Origin of the sequence: Micromonospora sp. NPDC049257 (assembly GCF_040678915.1) — a bacterium.
GTDB classification, from domain to species: Bacteria; Actinomycetota; Actinomycetes; order Mycobacteriales; family Micromonosporaceae; genus Micromonospora; species Micromonospora antibiotica.
Map to the genome: position 1 here is coordinate 43,116 of NZ_JBFAQU010000019.1, position 21,125 is coordinate 64,240.

The window sequence follows — 21,125 nt, forward strand, 5'->3', positions numbered from 1 at the left end:
CGCGACCGCAGCCCCCCCGCACCGCGTCGAGGGGTGATCCGTCCCCGCCCTGCCAGGGCGTACCGCACCGTCCAGTCATCATCAGGAGCTCCCGTGCCAGAAACCCGATTCCTCCGTCGGCGGCCGGCGCTGGTCGCCGCCACCACCACCCTCCTGCTCGTCGGTGCCGTCGCCGCCCAGACCGAAGCCTCGGCGGCTGCCGCCGGATGCCAGGTCAGCTATGCGGTCAGCTCGTCCTGGCAGGGCGGCTTCGGCGCCAACGTCACCATCACCAACCTCGGTGACGCGGTGAACGGGTGGCGACTGACCTGGAACTACGCCGCCGGACAGACCATCACCCAGCTGTGGAACGGCAGCTACACCCAGGCCGGCGCCCAGGTCACCGTCACCAACGCCAGCTACAACGCCACGATCCCCACCAACGGCACCGCCAGCTTCGGCTTCAACGGCGCGTGGACCGGCAGCAACCCCGCCCCCACCTCGTTCAGCCTCAACGGCACCACCTGCACCGGCGGGGTGAACCCGACCACCGGACCACCGCCGACCACGCCCCCGCCGACCACACCGCCGCCCACCACCCCGCCACCGACCACCCCACCGCCGGGCACCAGCCAGCCGTGTGACATCTACGCCGCCGGGGGCACCGCCTGCATCGCGGCGCACAGCACCACCCGGGCGCTCTACGCCGCCTACAACGGCTCGCTCTACCAGGTGCGCCGGTCCTCGGACAACACCACCCGCAACATCGGCGTGCTGTCGCCGGGCGGGCGGGCCAACGCCGCCAGCCAGGACAGCTTCTGCGCGAACACCACCTGCGTCATCACGATCATCTTCGACCAGTCCGGACGCGGCAACAACCTCGGCTACCAGGGTGCCGGCGGGGTCGGTGGCGCCGTCCAGCCGGCGGTGGCGAACAAGGAGTCGCTGACGGTCGGCGGCGACAAGGTGTACTCGCTCTACATCCCCGGTAAGAGCAGCTACTGGCGTGACGGTCACCTGACCGGGGTGCCGACCGGCGCCGCGCCGGAGGGCATGTACATGGTCACCAGCGGCACCCACGTCAACAGCGGCTGCTGCTTCGACTACGGCAACAGCGAGACCACCCGGCGGGCCGACGGCGCGGGCGCGATGGACGCGATCTACTTCGGCACCAGCTGCTGGTTCGGTGGCTGCTCCGGCTCCGGCCCCTGGGTGCAGGCCGACCTGGAGTACGGCCTCTACCCCGGCGGCAGCAGCTCCTGGAACTCCAACCAGCGGGCGTTCACCAGCAAGTTCGTCACCGCCACCCTGAAGAACAACGGCACCTCCCGGTTCGCCATCAAGGGCAGCAACGCCCAGTCCGGCAGCCTCTACACCCTCTATGACGGGTCGCTGCCGCGCGGGTACAGCCCGATGAAGAAGCAGGGCGCGATCATCCTGGGCAGCGGCGGGGACTGCTGCATCGACAACACCAACCAGAGCGTCGGCACCTTCTACGAGGGGGCGATGGTCGCCGGCTACCCGTCGGACGCCACCGAGAACGCGGTACAGGCCAACATCACCGCCGCCGGCTACCGCTGACCCGGTGATCGAGGAGGTCCGATGCAGCACCGTGTCATCCATTCAGCGACCCGACGGGCGGCGGTCCTGCTGGCCGCCACCGTCCTGCTCGTGACGAACCTGGTCGGCGTCGGCAGCCCACAGCCGGCGCAGGCGTGGGACAACGGCGTCGCCGACACCCCACCGATGGGCTGGAACAGCTACGACTCGTTCAACTGGAGCGTCACCGAGGCCGACGTCCGGGCCAACGCCGACTACATGGGCGCCAACCTGCGCCAGTACGGCTGGCAGTACATCGTCGTCGACTGGGCGTGGTACTTCCCCGGGCAGCACAACGGCAGCCCCAACCAGGATGCCAACCTGCAACCCCGGCTCCGGATGGACGCCAACGGGCGGCTGCTGCCCGACACCACCCGGTTCCCGTCGGCGGCCGGCGACAACGGGTTCAAACCGCTGGCCGACCACGTGCACGCCCAGGGGCTGAAGTTCGGCGTCCACCTGATGCGGGGCATCCCCCGGCAGGCGGTCGCGGACAACGTGCCGATCCTCGGCACCTCGTGCCGCGCCAACCAGATCGACGCCGGCAACAGCGCGGCCTGGCTCAACCTGATGTGGGGGCTGGACATGTCCAACCCCTGCGCGCAGGCGTACCTCGACTCGGTGTTCCAGCTGCTGGCCGGGTGGGGCGTCGACTTCGTCAAGGTCGACGACATCGCCGCGCCTACCTACCGGCAGGCGGAGGTCGAGGGTTACCGGACGGCGATCGGGCGCAGCGGCCGGCCGATGGTGCTGAGCCTGTCGCCGGGGGCCACGCCGCTGTCCGCCGGCCCGCACGTGCAGAACAACGCGCACATGTGGCGGATCGTCAACGACCTGTGGGACAACTGGTCGTCGGTGGACGCCCTGTTCGACCAGTTGCGCAACTGGACGCCGTACCGCAGGGCGGGGGCCTGGCCCGACCCGGACATGATCCCGATCGGTCGGCTGTCGAAGCACGGCCCGGTCGGCTCGCCGCGCTACTCCAACCTCAGCGCGGACGAGCAGCGCACCCTCATGTCGCTCTGGGTGATCAACCGGGCGCCGCTGATGTGGGGCGGCAACCTGGTGGAGAACCGGCCGGCGGAGCTGGCGTTGATGACCAACAGCGCGGTGCTGGCGGTCGACCAGCGCAGCGCCAACAACCGCCAGCTCACCGGCGGCACCCGGCAGGTGTGGGTCGCCGACGTGCCGGACAGCACGGACCGGTACGTCGCGCTGTTCAACCGGGAGGGCGCGGCGGCCACCGTGTCGGTGAACCTGGCCGACCTGGGCATCGGCTCGGCCACCGCCACCGACCTCTGGTCCGGCGCGGCCCTGGGCACCTCGACCGGGACGTTCAGCCGTTCGCTGCCCGCCCACGGTGCCGGGCTCTACCGGCTGACGCCGCAGACCACCACCCCGACCCCGACGACGTACACGCTGACCGCCCGGCACAGCGCGAAGCTGCTCGACGTCAACAACGCCGCCACGACCGACGGCGCGAACGTCGTGCAGTGGGCCGCGAACGGTCAGGCCAACCAGCGGTGGCGGTTCTCGGACGTCGGCGGCGGCTGGTCCACGGTGGTGAGCGTCAACAGCGGCAAGTGCCTCGACGTCTACGGCGGCGCCGGCACGACCGCCGACGGAGCCCGGGTGGTGCAGTGGACCTGCAACGGGGGCACCAACCAGCAGTGGCGGATCCAGGACGTCGGTGACGGCCAGGTGCAGCTGGTGGCCCGGCACAGCAACAAGTGTCTCGACGTGCTCAACGCCGGGCTGACCGACGGGGTGCAGGTCGTGCAGTGGACCTGCGGCGCCGGCACGAACCAGCAGTGGCGGCGTACGCCGGTGTGACACGGCGCAGGGGTCTGCGTCGGTGAGGCAGGGCGCAGGGCCGGGGAGTGAACCCGGCCCTGCGCCCGGTCGGAGGTCGCCCGGGGTGTCCGGGCGCGACGGGGCTCAGGGCGGAGCACCTCTGCGGGGGGTGCGCCGCCCGGAGCCGCCGGTCGTGTCGGTCAGGCGGCGGTGCAGGTCGGGGTCACACCCGCCGCGCTGCCCGTGCCCTGGAAACCGAACTCGGTCGACTGACCGGCACCGAGCGCACCGTTGTAGTCCACGTTCGTGAACCGCACCGTCCCGGAGTTACCACTGGCCGTCGCCGACCACGTCCCGGTCACACTCGTCCCACCCGGCAGGGTCACGCTCACCGTCCACCCACGGGTACCCGACGAACCCGCGGTCACCTTCACCGTGGCCACGAAACCACCCGTCCACGAGTTCAACGACACCGACGCCGAACACCCGCCCGTGGCCGGCGGAGTCGTCGGCGGCGGCGTGGTGGGGTTCGGCGGCGGGGTGGTGGGGTTCGGCGGGGTGGTCGTCGGGTTCGGCGGCGGCGTGGTGGGGCTGGCGCTGTCGAAGCCGAGGAAGCGGACGGCCTGGGCGGCGTCGAACGGGATGGAGTGCCCGTAGCCCTGGAAGCTGATCGCCTCCACCGGCGCGGTGCCACCGGTGCCGCCGTAGCGGGTACGGGTGGCGCTGGTCTGCGGGTAGTCGGTGGAGCTGGGGGTCTGCGCGACACCGAGCACGTTGGTCCACTGCTTGACCTGCTCGCCGAAGTTGACGTAGCTCAGCGTGGTGTCCGTGGTGCCGTGCCAGATCTGCATCCGGGGCCGCTTGCCGGTGTAGCCGGGGTAGGCGTTGCGGACCAGGTCACCCCACTGCTGGGGGGTCTTCACGATCCGCCCGCCGGAGCAGTCGCTGTTCCACTCCGAGCCGTTGGTGGTGGCGAAGCAGCCGAACGGGACACCGGAGGAGCTGACCCCGGCGTTGAACACGTCCGGATAGACCCCCGCCATCACGTTGGTCATCATCGCGCCGGAGGAGAACCCGGCGACGCCGATCCGGTTCGCGTCGACCGGGTAGCGGTTCCGCACGTAGTCGATCATCGACTTGAGGCCCACGGGGTCGCTGCCGCCGTTGCGCCGCAGCGCCTGCGGGGAGGAGACGTCCCAGCACTTGCTGCTGCGGGTCACCGACGGGTAGATCACGATGTAGCCGTAGCGGTCGGCCAGCGAACTGAGCCCGTAACCGGTGTGCAGCGCCGGGCCGCTGCCGGTGCAGTAGTGCAGGGCCAGCAGCAGCGCCGGCCGGGCGGCCACCCGGTCGGGCACGTACAGGTGCATCTGCAGGTTGGTCGGGTTGGTGCCGAAGTTGGTCACCTGGGTCAACGTCGCGGCCGACGCCGGGTTGGGGGCCGCGACCACGGCCGTGACGGTCGCCAGGGCGGTCGCCAGCGCGGCGGCCAGCAGTGCGAGTCGGGGTTTCATCGGCGGTTCCTCTGTCGGAGTCGGTGGTCAGCGACGGACGACGGGCCCTCCCGGCGTGCGGGACGACGGTCCGGACTGGCCCGGTCCGGGGCTGGCCGACGATGGTCCGGCCGGGGCGCGTCGCACCGGCCGGCGGGTCGGGGGTGATGCACCGCCGGCCCGACCCGGGTGCGCCCGGGTCGGGCCGGCGGCGGTGGTGGTACTCAACTGACGCTGGTACTCAATCTGACGGTGGTGCTCAGCTGGCGGTGCAGGTCGGGGTCACACCCGCCGCGCTGCCCGTGCCCTGGAAACCGAACTCGGTCGACTGACCGGCACCGAGCGCACCGTTGTAGTCCACGTTCGTGAACCGCACCGTCCCGGAGTTACCACTGGCCGTCGCCGACCACGTCCCGGTCACACTCGTCCCACCCGGCAGGGTCACGCTCACCGTCCACCCACGGGTACCCGACGAACCCGCGGTCACCTTCACCGTGGCCACGAAACCACCCGTCCACGAGTTCAACGACACCGACGCCGAGCAGCCCGCCCCGCCCGGAGGCGGCGTGGTCGGGTTCGGCGGGGTCGTCGTCGGGTTCGGCGGCGTGGTGGTCGGGTTCGGCGGGGTGGTCGTCGGGTTGCCCGGGCCGGCGTTGAGCGCGTTCAGCACCGAGTCGTACGCCGGCTTCTTGTTGCCGTTGCAGTCGAACAGCAGCGCGTTGTCGGAGCCGCGCCACGAGTCGCAGTCGCGCACCCCCCACACGGTGATGCCGGCGCACTGCGGGATGGCCATGCAGGACCGGGTGACCGTGCCGAAGATGTTGGCCTGGTTGCCACCGGTCATCACGTCCAGCTCGGTGATCTGGACTTCCACGCCGAGGTCGGCGAAGCGCTTGAGGTTGGCCTGGTAGTCGCCCGGGATCGTGGTGCCCAGGTGGGACTGGAAGCCGACGCAGTCGATCGGCACACCCCGGGACTTGAAGTCCCGCACCATGTTGTAGACGCCAGTCGACTTCGCGTTGACGCCGTCGGTGTTGTAGTCGTTGTAGCAGAGCTTCGCGCCCGGGTCGGCGGCGCGGGCGGCCCGGAATGCCGCCTCGATCCAGTCGTTGCCGGTGCGCTGCAGGTTGGAGTCACGACGCCCACCGCTGCCACCGTCGGCGAACGCCTCGTTCACCACGTCCCAGGCATAGATCTTGCCGCGGAAGTGGGTGGCGACCTGGGTGACGTGGTTGATCATCGCGCTGCGCAGTGCGCTACCCGACATGCCCTGCGCCCAGCCCGGCTCCTGCTGGTGCCAGAGCAGCGCGTGGCCACGCACGCTCATCCCGTTGGCCTGGGCGTGGCTGACGATCCGGTCGCCGCCGGTGTAGCTGAACCGGCCCTGCTGCGGCTCGGTGGCGTCCCACTTCATCTCGTTCTCGGCCACGATCGAGTTGAACTCGCGGTTGAGAATGGTGGTGTAGGTGCTGGTGGACAGCTTGCCCGTCGCGACCGCCGCGCCGAAGTAGCGGCCCTTCTCGGCCGCCGCCGCCCGCAGGGTCGTCCCGGCGCTGGCGGAGGGGGCCATCGCCAGCGTCATTCCGACGGTGAGTGCGCCGGCGACGGCGAGGGTCGCCGTCGCTAGCAGGGCTCTCTTGGGTCTCATGTCGCATCCTTCTCGGTGTGGGTGCAGCGGTGGTGGTGTTGGGATGCCCGACTCCCCGTGCGGCGGACCGCACCGGCCGGCGTGGTACGCCGCCCGGTCAGCCACGGCGCGGACGGGCGGAGACCCCGCCGTGGTCCACGCACGCGATCGACACCGGTGACCTCGACGCCGAGGGCGCAGCCCGGGCCGGCGGGAGGATCGCCCGTACGGTGGAACGGCGTGGCGCCGCCCGAAAAGGGAGCCATGATCCTCCTTGTCAGAGGAGACCGGGCCGGCCGGGCGGAACCGTCCGACCCCATGCGTACGGGGCCGGTCGCGCCGCCACCGGCGGTTGCTGACGGGAATCCTGATCCGACGTCCCGCATGCCCTGGGGGGACGTCGCGATCCAAGGTGCGACCAGCACGGCTCGCCCGGTGAGCCATCAGGCGCTGTCGTCCTCGCATCGACTGTGAGCGATAACATGTCATTCGTCAAGTCGTAGCGATCTGTCCGGGTCGATCCGACCGTCCACCGTCGCCGCCGGGGGCCAGCGGGCCGGGAGTTTCTCGCGGCGATCGAGATCGGCACGCGGATCGGCACACCACGCCCGCCCGACCGGGTCCGGCGGGCGGTCCGGGTGCGGACCGGGCAGCACGCGGGCGGTCGCGGGGCGGCCGTCCCCTCAGGTCGCCGGGGGCGCGGTGCTCTGCCGGACGGTGAGGGTGGTCGCCAGCTCCAGGCGGACCTGGCCGGTCGGCTCCCCCCGGCCGAGCGCGAGCGCCAGCTCGGTGGCGGTGGCCGCCATCTCGATCAACGGCTGGTGCACGGTGGTCAGCGCCGGGTCGACCAGGGCGGCCATCGGCAGGTCGTCGAAGCCGACGACGCTGAGGTCGGCGGGAATCCGCAGCCCCAGCGACCGGGCCGCCTGGTAGACGCCCAGGGCCTGCAGGTCGTTGCACGCGAAGATGGCGGTCGGCCGGTCGGGCCGGCGGAGCAGGTCGAGCGCCGCGGCCTGGCCGTCGGCGGGGTTCAGGCCGGTGTGCACGACCAGGTCGGCGGTCACCGGCAGGCCGGCCGCCTCCAGGGCGGACCGGTGGCCGTCCAGTCGGGCCCGGCAGCACAGGACGTGTTCCGGGCCACCGATCATCGCGATCCGTCGGTGACCGAGCCCGATCAGGTGGCGGGTGGCCGACCGGCCGCCGGCCCAGTTCGTCGCACCGACGAACGGCACGTCCTCGGGCAGCTCGGTGGTGGGGTCGAAGACCACGAACGGGATGCCCCGGGCCCGTAGCCGCTGGTGGTCCTCCGCGCCCAGTTGGGCCACCATCACCAGGCAGTCCGGTCGGCGGGCGAGGGTGTCGTCGATCCAGTACCGGATCGCGTTGCGTTGCGGCCCGAACTCCGTCAGCACGACGCCGACGCGCTGCTGCCGGGCCGCCCGCTCGACGCCCCGGATGATCTCCAGGCCCCACATGTCCTCGATCTCGTCGAAGACCAGCTCCATGATGTTGCTGCGGGTCGCCGGGGCGGTCCTGCGGTAGCCGTGGTGGCTGATCGCCGCCTCGACGCGGGCCCGGGTGTCCGCCGCGACACCGGACCTACCGTTGATCACCTTCGACACGGTCGGAATCGACACGCCGGCTGACTCCGCGATCGCCGCGATCGTCACCGGTCTGGTCGGATCGACGAACGACGCCAGGTCGCCGCCCGGCCTGCCCGACTCGACGTGCCTCAACCCGGCCTCCTCCTCTGCGGCGGCTGCCGGTCGGGCCGGCATCGCCACGCGACCGGGCCGCCGGCACCGTTCAGGGAAACCAGGATAACCCGGCGGTCGGCGTCCGGCCCCGACGCACATTCGGGGGTACGACCAAAAGTTTCCGTCATCTGTCGATCTGAACGAAGCACCTTCCGGTGTTCCCGTGTCGCCAGCGGGGCCAGACCAGCGAGTCCGGTCCCGGACAACCCGGGAACTTCCCCTCCATTGACGTGCGTCAACCGACACTTGTATGGTCTGCGACGGAAACTTTCCGAGTCCATCCTCCGATTGTTTCCAGGCGGGAGCCTCGCCATTCCGTACGGACGCACTGGGCAGCGTCCGTATCCGCCACGCCCGGCCGTGCCGTCGGACAGTCACGCCCGCCCGGCGCAACCCCGTTCTCCCGGTTGCGGTGGCCCGGTGCGGTGGCCCCACCCGATCCGGTTCACCCCGGACCCGTCAGGGCGGCCCGGTCGGCGAGACGTCCGACGACCCCAACCACCGTGCCACCATGGCGAGGAGTTCCCAGATGAGTTCACACCACCTCCGAAGAATGCGGCGGCGGGCCGGCCTGCTCGCCGGCGCACTTGCCGCACTGCTGTTCGCGGGCCTGATGATCACCGGCAGCGCCCAGGCCGCCGCCGGCTGCCGGGTGGCGTACACCGTGCCGTCGCAGTGGCAGGGCGGATTCACCGCCGACGTAAAGGTCACCAACCTCGGTGACGCGATCAACGGCTGGACGCTGACCTGGGCCTTCCCGGCCGGCCAGCGCGTCACCCAGGCGTGGAACTCGACGGTCACCGCCGCCGGCAGCCAGGTCACCGCGAAGAACCTGAGCTACAACGCGGCGATCGCCACCAACGGCACGGTCTCCTTCGGCTTCAACGGGTCGTGGACGGGCAGCAACCCCGTACCGACCTCGTTCACCCTCAACGGCGTCGCGTGCACCGGGAACCCGAGCGGCACCCCGACCGCCAGCCCCACCCAGACCCCGACGCCGACGCCGACCCCCACCCCGACGCCGACGACCTCCCCGTCGCCGTCGCCGGGTGGGGACCCGATGGCGACGGTGGCGGCGATGCAGCCCGGCTGGAACCTGGGCAACACCCTCGACGCCATTCCCGACGAGACCGCGTGGGGCAACCCGCTGACCACCCAGGCCCTGCTGCACCAGGTGCGCTCACAGGGCTACAACAGCATCCGCATCCCGGTGACCTGGACCGACCACACCGGTCCGGCGCCGACCTACACCATCGATCCGGTCTGGTTGGCGCGGGTCCGGCAGGTGGTCGACTGGTCGCTGGCCGAGGGCTTCTACGTGATGATCAACCTGCATCACGACTCCTGGCAGTGGATCAACACGTACCCGGGCGACCGCACCACCGTCCTGAACCGGTACAACGCGTTGTGGACCCAGATCGCAGCCACCTTCCGCGACCACTCGGCCAAGCTGGTCTTCGAGAACATCAACGAGCCGCAGTTCACCGGCACCTCCGACGACGCCCAGGGCGACGAGGTGCTGCGGGAGCTGCACCTGGCCTTCGTCCGCCTGATCCGCCAGTCCGGCGGCGGCAACGCCACCCGGCTGCTGGTACTGCCCACCCTGCACACCAGTGGCGAGCAGGCCCGGATGGACGCGCTGAACACCACGCTCAGCCAGCTGCGCGACCCCAACATCGCCGCGACCATCCACTTCTACGGGTACTGGCCGTTCAGCGTCAACATCGCCGGCGGCACCCGCTACGACAGCAACGTCGAGCAGGACCTCGTCGGCACCTTCGAGCGGGCCCGCGCCTCCTTCGTCGCCCGCGGCATCCCCGTGATCATCGGTGAGTGGGCGCTGCTCAGCTACGACTACACCCGCCCCGGCATCATCGAACGCGGCGAACTGCTGAAGTTCTTCGAGGCCGTCGGCTACCACGCCCGCACCCGCAACCTCACCACCATGCTCTGGGACGCGGGATCCTTCCTCAACCGCCCCACGTTGCAGTGGCGGGACCAGGGCATCTACGACCTGATGAAGGCGAACCTGACCACCCGCTCGGCCACCGCGTCCTCCGACCAGGTCTACCTGCCGCGCAGCGGCACCATCACCAGCAGGTCGCTCACCCTCAACCTCAACGGCACGTCGTTCCAGGGCCTGCGGCAGGGCAGCACCAACCTGGTCAACGGCACCGACTACACGGTCTCCGGCAGCACCCTCACGCTGACCGCGTCGGCGCTGAGCCGGCTGGCCGGCAACCGCGCCGCCGGGGTCAACGCCACCATCGAGGCCCGCTTCTCCCAGGGCGTGCCGTGGCAGATCAGCATCATCTCCTACGACCCGCCGACCCAGTCGGCGGCCAGCGGCACGACCAGCTCGTTCGCCATCCCCACCCAGTTCCGGGGTGACCAGCTCGCCACCATGGAGGCCAAGTACGCCGACGGCAGCGGCGCGGGACCGGCCAACTGGACCTCCTACAAGGAGTTCTGGACGCACTTCCAACCGGACTACAGCGCCAACACCATCCTGCTGAAGCCGGAGTTCTTCGCCGAGGTCAACGACGGCCCGGTCACCCTGACCTTCCACTTCTGGAGCGGTACGCAGAAGACGTACCGGATCACGAAGTCCGGGAGCACGGTCACCGGCAGCCCGGCCTGAGCCGGCCGGGGCGTCGCGGACGATGGACCGCGACGCCCCGGCCAATGGGGTGAGGGTGTCCCTCCGGGCCTCTGGGGCACCCTCACCCCGCCGGGGACCATGGCCACGGCACCCCGTGGAAGGCCGCCTCGACCAGCAACGCCTCGATGCCGGACAGCAGCCCCTCGGCCCGCCCGACGGACAGGTAGCGGGTGTCGGCGGTGACGACCAGTTCCACCGCGCCCGGGGCGTCGAGCACCTGCACCCGGCACCGCCACGCGAACCGGTCCAGCTCCCCCACCCAGCGGAACGCGCCGGGCGTCACCATCGCCCGCAGGCCGGCCTCGTCCGGACCGGCCGCGCCGGGCCCGACCTCGGGGGCGAGCCGGGTGTCGTTGAGGTAGCACAGCGGGGCCAGCACGCTACGGTGGTCGTGCCCCAGCTCGGTGAAGGCACGCTCGAACTCGGCCGGGTCGTAGTAGGCGTGCCGGTAGGCGTCCAGGGCCGCCCGCCCGGCCCGGGACAGCAACTCGGCGAAGTCCGGTCGATCGACCAGGTCGAGCCGGCAGAGCCCGATCTGGTTCAGGGTGGCGACCGCCTGGTCGTACCCCGGCGGGAAGCGGTTGTTCGCCATCACCACCATCCCGCAGGCATCCTGCCCACCCCCGCTCAGCACCGCGGCGGTCGCGGCCAGCAGGACGGTCGAGGTGCTGACGCCGTGCCGGGCGGCGACCAGCCGCACCGCGTGGTGGACGGCCGGGGAGACCAGCGAACCCCGCCGGTAGCGGGGCGTCGACCCCGCTCCGGTCGGATCGGCCAGGTCCATCGGCAGGCCCGCGAACTGCCTGGTCCAGTACGCCACCGCCCGCTGCGAACGCCGCCGCTGCACCGTGCGCTCCCGCGCGGCGAGATCCAGCGACTGGAGCCCGGGCGGGCTGTCCAACACCCCCCGTAGCAGCAGCAACCGCAGGTCCCGCAGGACGATGCCGGCGGCGTGGAAGTCGACGGCGCAGTGGCTGAACACCAGCACGACCTGCCGTACCCGATCGTCCACGGTGACCAGCGCGACCCGCAGCGGATACGCCACGGCGTGGTCGAAGGGCACCCCGGCCAGCCGCGCGGCCAGCTCCGCCGCGGTGCGCGCGCCGTCCGGGTCGTCGGCCGGCCGGGGTACGGCGTGCACTCCGACCGGCAGCCGCCCGGCCGCCGACGCCACCTGGCACAGCTGCCCGTCGTGCGGGCGGACCCGGGTGCGCAACGACTCGTGCCGGGCGAGGAGCGCCCCCACCGCCCGCACCGCCCGGGGCACGTCCACCCCGGCCCGTGCCGACACCGCCAGCGTGCGCGGCAGGGTCAGCACCCGGTAAGCGGCGGGCGCCACGAACTCCGCCACCGTCCGCCACATCGCCCGCTGCCCCCACGTCAACGGCGCGGTCGCGTCCCGACCCCCGTCGAACTCGGCGTACGCCACCCGGTCGCCGCCGGGCCAGGCGTCGCCGCCCGGCCCCCCGGTGGGCACCGGCCCGGCAGCCGGGGACGGCCCGGCGGTGAGCGCCGACTCAGCGGCCGGGGACGGCCCGGCGGCCGGAGACCAGGGCCAGGGCACCTCGTGGAAAGCGGCCTCCACCAGCAACTCCTCCAGCCCGCGCAGGAACGGTTCGACGGCGTCCAGCGTCCGGTGCCGGGTGTCGACCGTGAGTGTGACACCCACCCCCGACGGCTCGTCGACCACGTGGGTCAGCAACTGCCAGGACGCCTGGTCGAGCCCCGTCGTCCAGGAGAAGGTGCTCCGGCCCGTGGCGGCCCGCAGCGCGTCCCGGGTCACCACCGGCACCCGGTCGACCCCGCCGAGGGGCAACCTGATGTCATTGAAGTAGTAGTGCGGCTGGAACGCCGACGCCGGGTCGACCCCCCGTTCGACGAATGCGTGCCGCAGCGCGACCGGGTCGTAATACGCGTGCCGCAGGCCGTCCAGGGAGGCGCTCCACACCCGGGACAACAACTCCCCGAAATGGGGGCGACCGGACAGATCCAGCACACCGAAACCGATCTGGCCGAGATTGGCGACGGCATTCGCGTACCCGGCGCGAAATCGATTGTGGGCCATCGGGAATAAGCCGCGACGGTCCTGCCCGTCACCACCGGCGGCCATCGCCACCACCCCGGCCAGCAACACCGCGGAGCCGCTGACCCGGTGCCGGGCGGCGATCAGCCGGGTGGCCGTGTCGACGGCGGAGGAGACCAGCACCCCGCGCCGCCACGGCGGGGCCAGGCCCGGCCCCGGCTGCGCGGGCGGCGACGTCGGCAGCCGGTCGAACTCCCGCAGCCAGTGCCCGACCGCCCGCGCCGAGCGGTCCCGGTCGGCCCCGTGCTGCCCCCGCGCCACGTCCGCCGACTGCGGTCCGGCGGGGGTGGACACGTCACCACGCAGCATGATCAGCCGCAGGTCCCGCAGCACCGTCTCGGCGGCGTACGCGTCCACCGTGGAGTGGCTGAACACCACCACGACCTGTCGTACCCGGTCGTCGACCGTCACCAGCGCGACCCGCAGCGGCCACTCGGCGGCGTGGTCGAAAGCGACGTCGCCGAGCCGGCCGGCGGCCTCCCGGGCGGCCTCTGCGCCGTCGTGCGCCCCGGCGCAGACCAGCAGCGGCAGCGCCCCGGCCGCCGCCGTCTCCTGGCGTGGCTCCCCGTCGACCTCCCGGACCCGGGTGCGCAACGCGCCGTGCCGACCGACCAACGCGCCCACCGCGCGGGCGACGCCGGGCACCGCCGCCCCCGCCCGCCGGGACACCGGGACGGTACGGCGCAGGTTGAGAAAGACGTGGTTCGAGCCGTTGCGGGCGATCGAGCGCCACATCACCCGCTGGGCCCAGGTCAACGGAGCCACCCCGGCACCGGCGCCGGCGAACTCGGCGTGGACCAGGGTCTCGGACGCCCATTGCGCAGGCACCACCGCGTCGGCGAATCGCATTCCCGACCGTACGACGTGACGACCGTCGCCGAATCGCTCGAAGGTGCTTTCCATAGTGGACCGATCAGCCGATCCGACGGTTCGCACCCGACGTGCACACTACTGGCCACTGCCCGCACCGTTTCGAGTAAGGCACCGCGTGACGAACGTTGACGTACCGACGCGGGCCGCCCCGCCACATTCCGCCATCCCCCGGTCCACCGGAACTCCGCGTCTGTCATTCGGTCAGGAACGGATCTGGTTCACCGAACAGCTCTCCCCCGGCACCGCCGCGTACGTCGTGCACGCGACGGTGCGGCTGCGCGGGCCGTTCGACGTCGACCTGCTGCGCGCCGCCCTCGACGCCACCGCCACCCGGCACGACAGCCTGCGGATGCGGTTCACCGAGAGCGTCGACGGGGAGCCCGTGGTGACGGTGCTGCCCGAGGTGCGGGTGCCGGTGACCGTCACCGCCGCAGTGACGGGGGACGCCGCCCACGCGCTGGTCGCCGAGTCGGTCCACACCCCGTTCGACCTCACCGTCGCGCCGCTGCTGCGGGTGCTCGTCGTCCGGCTGGCCGACACCGAGCACCTGCTGCACCTGGCCATGCACCACATCGTCAGCGACGGATGGTCGTTGGACCTGCTGCTCGGCGAGATCGCCGCCGGTTACGCCGCGCTGCGCGACGGTGGCGAACCACCCGCCCCGCCGGTCACCCGCTACGTCGACTACGCCCGCTGGCAGCGGGACCGGCTCGACGGCCCGGCGACCGGGGACGGATTCGCCCACTGGACCCGCGCGCTGGCCGGCGTGCCGCCGCTGGAGCTGCCCACCGACCGGCCCCGCCCGACCGTGCAGTCCTACCCGGGCGCGACCCACCGGTTCACCGTCGACGCCGACCTCACCGACGGGCTGCGCCGGCTGGGCCGGACCCACCGGGCCACCCTCTACATGACCCTGCTCACCGGCTTGCAGGCCGTGCTGTTCCGACACAGCGGGCAGCGGGACTTCGCCGTCGGCTCGCCGGTGGCCGGCCGGGTGGTCCCCGAGCTGGAACACCTGATCGGTCTCTTCGTCAACACCCTGGCCCTGCGCGCCGACCTCTCCCCCGACCCGACGACCGCCGCCGAGCCGAGCTTCGCGAGCCTGCTGCGCCGCAACCGGGGCACCGTCGTGCGCGCCCTGGCGCACCAGGAGATCCCGTTCGAACGCCTCGTCAAGGAACTCAACGTCACCCGGGACGTCACCCGCGCCCCGGTGTTCCAGGTGCTGTTCACCCTGCAGAACTACGCCCGGGGCGGCGACCGGTGGCCGGCCGGACTGCACGTCGAGGGCGTCGGCACCGACGCCGCCAGCGCCCGCTTCGACCTGTCGCTGTACGTCGGGGAGAGCGCCGACGGACTGCGCGGCACGTTCGTCTACCACACCGACCTGTTCGACGCCGCCACCGTGGCCCGGCTCGCCGGGTCCTTCCAGACCCTGCTGCGGGCCGCCGTCGCCGACCCGGACCGGCCGGTCGTCGACCTGGACCTGCTCGACCCGGCCGAACGGGACCGGATGCTGGCCCTCGCCGGCGCTCCGGCAACGCCGCCCGCCCCGGGGACACCGCCGGCTCCGGACCGGTGGGTCGGGGAGCAGGCGCGTGGTTTGCCGTCGGACGACCGCACCGGGGTCACCGGGGCGGCGGTCACCCTGGCCGACCTGATCGCCCCGCACGTCGCCGCCACCCCGGACGCACCGGCCGTGGTCTGCGGGTCGGACCGGATCAGCTACCGGGAGCTGGACCGGCGGGCCAACCGGCTCGCCCACTGGTTGCGGGCCCGGGGGGTGGGCCCGGACCGGCTGGTCGGGGTGCTGCTGGAGCAGTCGGTCGAGCTGGCCGTGACGCTGCTCGGGGTGCTGCGGGCCGGCGGCGCGTACCTGCCGCTGGACCCGGAGCAGCCCGCCGCCCGGCTCGGCCTGATGCTCGCCGACGCCCGGCCGACCGTGCTGCTGACCAGCGCGGACCTGCTCGACCGGCTGCCCGCCGGGACGGTGGCGACCCGCCTGGACGAGATCGCCACCGAGGTCACCGCCGCACCGGACGACCGACCCACGGCCGGCGTCGGCGGCGAGCACCTGGCCTACGTCATCTACACCTCCGGCTCGACCGGCACCCCGAAGGGGGTGGCCGTGCCGCACCGGCCGGTGCTGCGCTACCTCGACGGGGTGGCGGACCGGTTCGCCGTGGTCCCGGCCGCCCGGTACGGGCTGTTGCAGTCGATGTCGTTCGACTTCGCCGTCACCGTCTTCTACCTGGCGCTGGCCACCGGCGGCACGGTGCACCTGCTCCCCCGCCGGGGCACCGGGGCCGAGCTGGCCGCCCGGCTGCGCGACGAACGGATCGACTACCTCAAGATCACCCCGTCGCACCTGGCGGCGCTGACCGCCGACTGCGCAGCGGAGGACCTGCTGCCGGCCCGGGCGCTGATCCTCGGCGGCGAGGCGTCCGACCTGGAGCGGATCGCCCCGCTCGCCGCCGGGCCGACCCGGGTGTTCAACCACTACGGGCCCACCGAGGCCACCGTCGGCGTGGCCACCTACCAGGTGCCCGTGGACGGGCCGGACGTCGGCCCGGTACCGACCGGCCGGCCGCTGCCGTACGCCTCGGTGCACGTGCTCGACGAGCGGATGCGTCCGGTGCCGGTCGGGGTGCCCGGTGAGCTGTACCTCGGCGGGGACCGGCTCGCCCGGGGCTACCTGCACCGGCCCGGCCCGACCGCCGAACGGTTCGTGCCCGACCCGTACGGGCCGCCCGGGTCCCGGCTGTACCGCACCGGTGACCTGGGCCGGTGGCGGGCCGACGGGGAGCTGGTCTTCCTCGGTCGCCGCGACCACCAGGTGAAGATCCGTGGCTACCGGGTCGAGTTGGGTGAGGTGGAGGCCGCCCTGCGGGACTGCCCGGGGGTACGCCAAGCGGCGGTGCTGCTGCGCGACGAGCGGCTGGTGGCCTACCTGGAGCCGGAACCGGGGCCGGACGCGGATGCCGAACCGGGGCCGGACGCGAACGCCCCGGACCCGGCGCGCTGGCGTCGCCTGCTCGCCGGGCGGCTGCCCGAGCACATGGTGCCCACCCGCTGGGTGGTGCTGGACCGGCTGCCGTTGCAGGAACACGGGAAGGTGGACCGGCGGGCCCTGCCCGAGCCCACCGACGACGGCCCGACCGGCGAGCGGGTGCCCCCGGTGGGGCCGGTGGAGACGCTGGTGGCCGACGTGTGGCGGGCGGTGCTCGGGGTGCCCGAGGTGGGCGTCACCGACGACTTCTTCGACCTGGGCGGGCACTCGCTGCTGGCCACCCGGGTGGTGGCCCGGCTGCGCCGGGAGCTGCCCACCGTCACCGACGGCACCCCGACGGTCAGCGTGATGGACCTGTTCCGGTACCGCACCGTACGCGAGTTGGCCGGCTTCGTCGGCGGGCCGGACCCGGGTCGGGCCGGGCTGCTGCACGAGCTGACGCCGCCGGTGCCCGCCGTCGACCGGGTCGCCACCCTGGTGTGCGTGCCGTACGGCGGGGGCAGCGCGGTGGTGTACCAGCCGCTGGCCGACGCGCTGCCGGCCGGGTACCGGCTGCTGGCGGTGGCCGTACCCGGACATGACATCGGCCTCGCCGACGAGCCCGCACCGATCGCCGACGTCGCCGCCGGGGTGGTCGCGGAACTTCTGGGCCGGGTCACCGGCCCACTGATCGTGTACGGGCACTGCGGCCCCGGCGGGGCGCTGGCCGTGGAGGTCGCCCGCCGGCTGGAGGCTGCCGGACGGGACCTGCTCGCGGTCTACCTCGGTGCGGTGTTCCCGTTCGCCCGCCCCGCCGACGGGCCGCTCGGGCCGCTGCTGCGGCTGCGGTTGGCCGAACGGCTGCGCAGCGACCGGATCTACCGCACCTGGTTGCAGGCGCAGGGCACCGCCGTCGGCTCGCTCGCCCCCGACGAGGTGCGGTTCCTGGTCCGGGCGATGCGGCACGACGCCCGGGTGGCCGAGGACTACTTCACCGACCTGATGCGCCGGCGGGTCACCCCGCTGCGGGCACCGGTCGTCTCGGTGGTCGGTGAGCGGGACCGCAGCACCGACTACCACGAGGAACGGTTCCGGGAATGGCACTTCCTCAGTGACCGCACCGCGCTCGTCGTGGTCGACGAGGGCGGGCACTACTTCCTCAAGTACCGGTCGGATGAACTGGCCGAGATCGTCACCGACGTGCACCGACGGCTCGACACGCCACCCCGGCCCGCCCCGACCGGGTCGGACGCCACGCCACCGGCCTGGCAGCTCGCCGCCGTCTCCCGCCGCAGCGCCGACGCACCCACCACGTCCGACCCGCCCCCGGCAGGCGTGGGTGGCGGGGACCGGGGCCGGACCGCGCCACCGCCGAGCCTGCGCCGCTTCGGCCTGGTCGCGGCCGGTCAGGTCGTCTCCGGGCTGGGCACCGCGCTGACCACCTTCGCGATTCCACTGTGGATCTACACGCAGACCGGGTCACTCGCCCGGTTCGCCCTGTTCGCCGTGCTCGGCCTGCTGCCCGGCCTGCTGGTCGCACCGCTGGCCGGCGCGCTGATCGACCGCACCAGCAGGCGGCGCGTGCTGCTACTCGCCGGCCTCGCCGCCGGCAGCGCCAACGCGGTGCTCGCCGGGCTGGTGCTCACCGACCGGGCGCAGGTGTGGCACTTCTATCCGCTGGTCGGCTGGCTGTCGGTGGCACTGGCCTTCCAACGGCTCGCGTTCGTCTCGGCGGTGCCGCAACTGGTGCCCAAACGCTTCCTCGGGCACGCCAACGGCCTCACCCAGACCGCCGTCGGCCTCACCCAGTTCACCGTGCCGCTGCTCGCCGTGGCCCTGCTGGAGACCGTCGGGCTGCGCGGCATCCTGCTCGTCGACGTGGCGTCGTACCTGTTCGCGGTCGGGGTGCTGGCGGTCGTCCGGTTCCCCCGCACCCTGGCCCTGCAACGCCGCGAGGGCATCGGCACCGAGATCGTCGCCGGGCTGCGCTACGCGCTGCGGCGTCGGGAGTTCCGCGCCATGCTGGCGTTCTTCGCCGCGCTCAACTTCTTCCTGTTCCCGGTGCTGTTCCTGCTCTCCCCGCTGGTGCTCGGCTTCGCCGACCTCACCGACGTGTCCCGCGTCGCGCTGACCGGTGGGGTCGGTGCGGCCACCGGGGGCCTGGTGATGCTGCTCTGGGGCGGACCCCGCCGACGCCGGATGCGGGCGGTGCTGCTGGGCACCCTCGGCATCGCGGTGGCCGCCGTGCTGACCGGGTTGCGACCCAACCTGCTGCTCATCGGGGCCGGCGCCTTCGGCATGTACCTGGCGCTGGGCATCGTCAACGGCGTCTACCAGACGATCATCCAGACCAAGGTGCCGGCCCGGGTGCACGGCCGGGTGTTCGCGGTCAACCAGATGGTCGCCCAGTCCACCCTGCCGCTGGGCTGGGGCGTCGTCGCCCCGTTCGCCGCCCGGGTGGTGGAGCCCACGCTGCTGCCCGACGGGGCGCTGGCCGGCACCGTCGGGGTGGTGCTCGGGGTCGGGCCGGGTCGCGGGCACGGGCTGCTCTACGTGCTGTTCGGGGTGTGCATCGCGCTGACCGCGCTGGTGTCGCTGGCCACCCCCACCCTGGCCCGGTTCGACGACGAGGTGCCCGACGCGCCCCCGGACGACCTGGTCGGCCTCGAGGAACGCCGGGCCCGTACGACCGCCCCCGCCGACCGGACCCCGGTGGGTGTCGGGACGGGAGGGTCGCGGTGAGCACGACACCCACCGGGACGCCACCGCCGCGTACCCTGCCGGAACTGCTCGACTGGCGCACCGGGCTGCACCCGGACCAGGTGGCGGTCGAGGTGCACCAGGTGGCCACGTTGACCTTCGCCCAGTGGTCCGCCGGGGCACGGGCCGTCGCCGCCGCGCTGCGACGTCGGGGGCTGCGCCCCGGCGACCGGGTCGGCCTGGTCTTCGGCCCCCGCGACTGGGTCCGCTACGCGGTGGCGTACTGCGGGGTCCTGTGGGCCGGCGGGGTGGCGGTGCCGCTGTCCGACCGGCTCGCCGCCGGGCAGCTCGGGTACGCGCTGACCCACTGCACGGCCACCGCCGTCGTGTACGGCGACGACACCCCCGCCCCACCCGCCCCACCCGGCGTGGCGGTGTTCGGCGACGCCGAGCTGCGCGCCGACGGGCACCCCGACGACGGCGACCCGGTCACCGTCCGCCCCGGTGACCTCGCGCAGATCCTCTACACCTCGGGGACGACGGGCCGCCCCAAGGGGGTGTCGGCGCGGCACGCCAACCTCACCGCCGGTGCGCCGCACCACCCTCGCCGGTTGGCCCTGGCCCACTCGCAGCGGTTCCTGCACGCCTTCGCCATCGGCACCAACGCCGGGCAGACGATGCTGCTCAACGCGTTGACCGCGAAGGCCGCCGCGCTCACCCTGCCCCGGTTCACCCCGGTCCGGTTCGCCCGGCTGGTCGCCGCCGCCGGCACCGGGACGGTGTTCGTGGTGCCGTCGATCGCCATCGAGCTGCTCGACTCCGGGGCGCTGCGGGACCGCGACACCAGCGGCGTACAACTGATCGGGTCCACCGCCGCGCCGCTGCCACCGGCGGTCGCGGCCCGGCTGGCCACGGCCTTCCCGCAGGCCACGATCGTCAACTACTACACCTCCACCGAGGCAGCCCCGGCGCAGACCACGATGATCTACGACCCGGCCCGGCCGGACGCGGTCGGCCGGCCGGTCGGCGGGCAGCTGATGGTCGCCGACCCCGGGGGCCGCCCGCTGCCGGCCGGGACGACCGGCGACGTGTGGCTACGCTCACCGCACCCGCGCGCCTACTACCGCGACGACTCGGCGAACCGGACCACCTTCCGCGACGGGTGGGTACGGATGGGTGACGTGGGCCGGATCGACGCCGACGGCTACCTCTACCTCACCGACCGGCACCAGGACGTGATCAAGACCGGTGCGTTCAAGGTCTCCACCGTCGAGGTCGAGGCGGCGCTGCACGAGCATCCGCTGGTCGCCGAGGTAGCCGTGGTGGGGGTGCCGCATCCGGTGCTCGGTTCTGCGGTGGCCGCCGCCGTGGTGACCCGGCCGCAGGCCGGCACGGACGGGCTGACGCTGCCGGTGCTGCGCGGCTTCCTCGCCGACCGGCTGGCCGACCACCAGCTGCCCGCCCGGCTGCTGCTGCTGGACCGGCTGCCCCGCAACGAGGGCGGCAAGGTGCTCAAACGGCAGCTGACCGTCCTGTTCGACAACTGACCACCCGCACCGACAGCACGAC

9 protein-coding genes are annotated in these 21,125 nt (G+C 72.9%); 5 read left to right on the forward strand and 4 right to left on the reverse strand.

All coding sequences use genetic code 11. The features are described 5' to 3' along the window. Positions 1-93: 93 nt before the first annotated feature. Positions 94-1,560, forward strand: coding sequence for an arabinofuranosidase catalytic domain-containing protein (locus AB0K25_RS23825; protein ID WP_219462914.1), 1,467 nt, complete (start codon positions 94-96; stop codon positions 1,558-1,560). 21 nt (positions 1,561-1,581) lie between these two features. Then, entirely contained in the window at positions 1,582-3,411 is a 1,830-nt protein-coding gene (locus tag AB0K25_RS23830) for an alpha-galactosidase (RefSeq protein ID WP_219462916.1), read from the forward strand. A 161-nt stretch (positions 3,412-3,572) separates the two neighbouring features. Here AB0K25_RS23830 and AB0K25_RS23835 read toward each other — a convergent pair whose 3' ends face one another. The 3 genes from AB0K25_RS23835 to AB0K25_RS23845 form a co-directional block, all read right to left on the reverse strand. Further along, a complete protein-coding gene (locus AB0K25_RS23835; protein WP_219462918.1) occupies positions 3,573-4,886 on the reverse strand; it encodes a PHB depolymerase family esterase in 1,314 nt (437 codons plus the stop codon). A gap of 238 nt (positions 4,887-5,124) precedes the next feature. After that, positions 5,125-6,513 (reverse strand): endo-1,4-beta-xylanase, encoded by a 1,389-nt coding sequence (locus AB0K25_RS23840; RefSeq protein WP_208566767.1) that lies wholly within the window; start codon positions 6,511-6,513, stop codon positions 5,125-5,127. Between the two features lie 662 nt (positions 6,514-7,175). Continuing rightward, on the reverse strand, positions 7,176-8,228 hold the full coding sequence (locus AB0K25_RS23845; protein ID WP_244252077.1) for a substrate-binding domain-containing protein: 1,053 nt from the start codon (positions 8,226-8,228) through the stop codon (positions 7,176-7,178). 550 nt (positions 8,229-8,778) lie between these two features. Here AB0K25_RS23845 and AB0K25_RS23850 point away from each other — a divergent pair. After that, positions 8,779-10,890 carry a cellulase family glycosylhydrolase gene (locus AB0K25_RS23850; protein WP_255597625.1) on the forward strand — a complete coding sequence of 704 codons (2,112 nt, stop codon included), beginning with the start codon at positions 8,779-8,781 and terminating at the stop codon, positions 10,888-10,890. A gap of 82 nt (positions 10,891-10,972) precedes the next feature. On the opposite strand, the gene AB0K25_RS23855 is transcribed toward AB0K25_RS23850, so the two are convergent. Next, positions 10,973-13,843 (reverse strand): condensation domain-containing protein, encoded by a 2,871-nt coding sequence (locus AB0K25_RS23855; RefSeq protein ID WP_363822759.1) that lies wholly within the window; start codon positions 13,841-13,843, stop codon positions 10,973-10,975. Positions 13,844-13,982: 139 nt separating this feature from the next. On the opposite strand from AB0K25_RS23855, the gene AB0K25_RS23860 reads away from it, so the two are divergent. Together AB0K25_RS23860 and AB0K25_RS23865 are read left to right on the forward strand one after the other, a co-directional pair. Further along, positions 13,983-19,598 (forward strand): non-ribosomal peptide synthetase/MFS transporter, encoded by a 5,616-nt coding sequence (locus tag AB0K25_RS23860; protein WP_219462922.1) that lies wholly within the window; start codon positions 13,983-13,985, stop codon positions 19,596-19,598. Continuing rightward, positions 19,595-21,103, forward strand: a complete 1,509-nt coding sequence (locus AB0K25_RS23865; protein ID WP_308290799.1) for a class I adenylate-forming enzyme family protein — start codon at positions 19,595-19,597, stop codon at positions 21,101-21,103. Before AB0K25_RS23860 ends, AB0K25_RS23865 begins: the two co-directional genes overlap by 4 nt. Positions 21,104-21,125 lie beyond the last annotated feature (22 nt).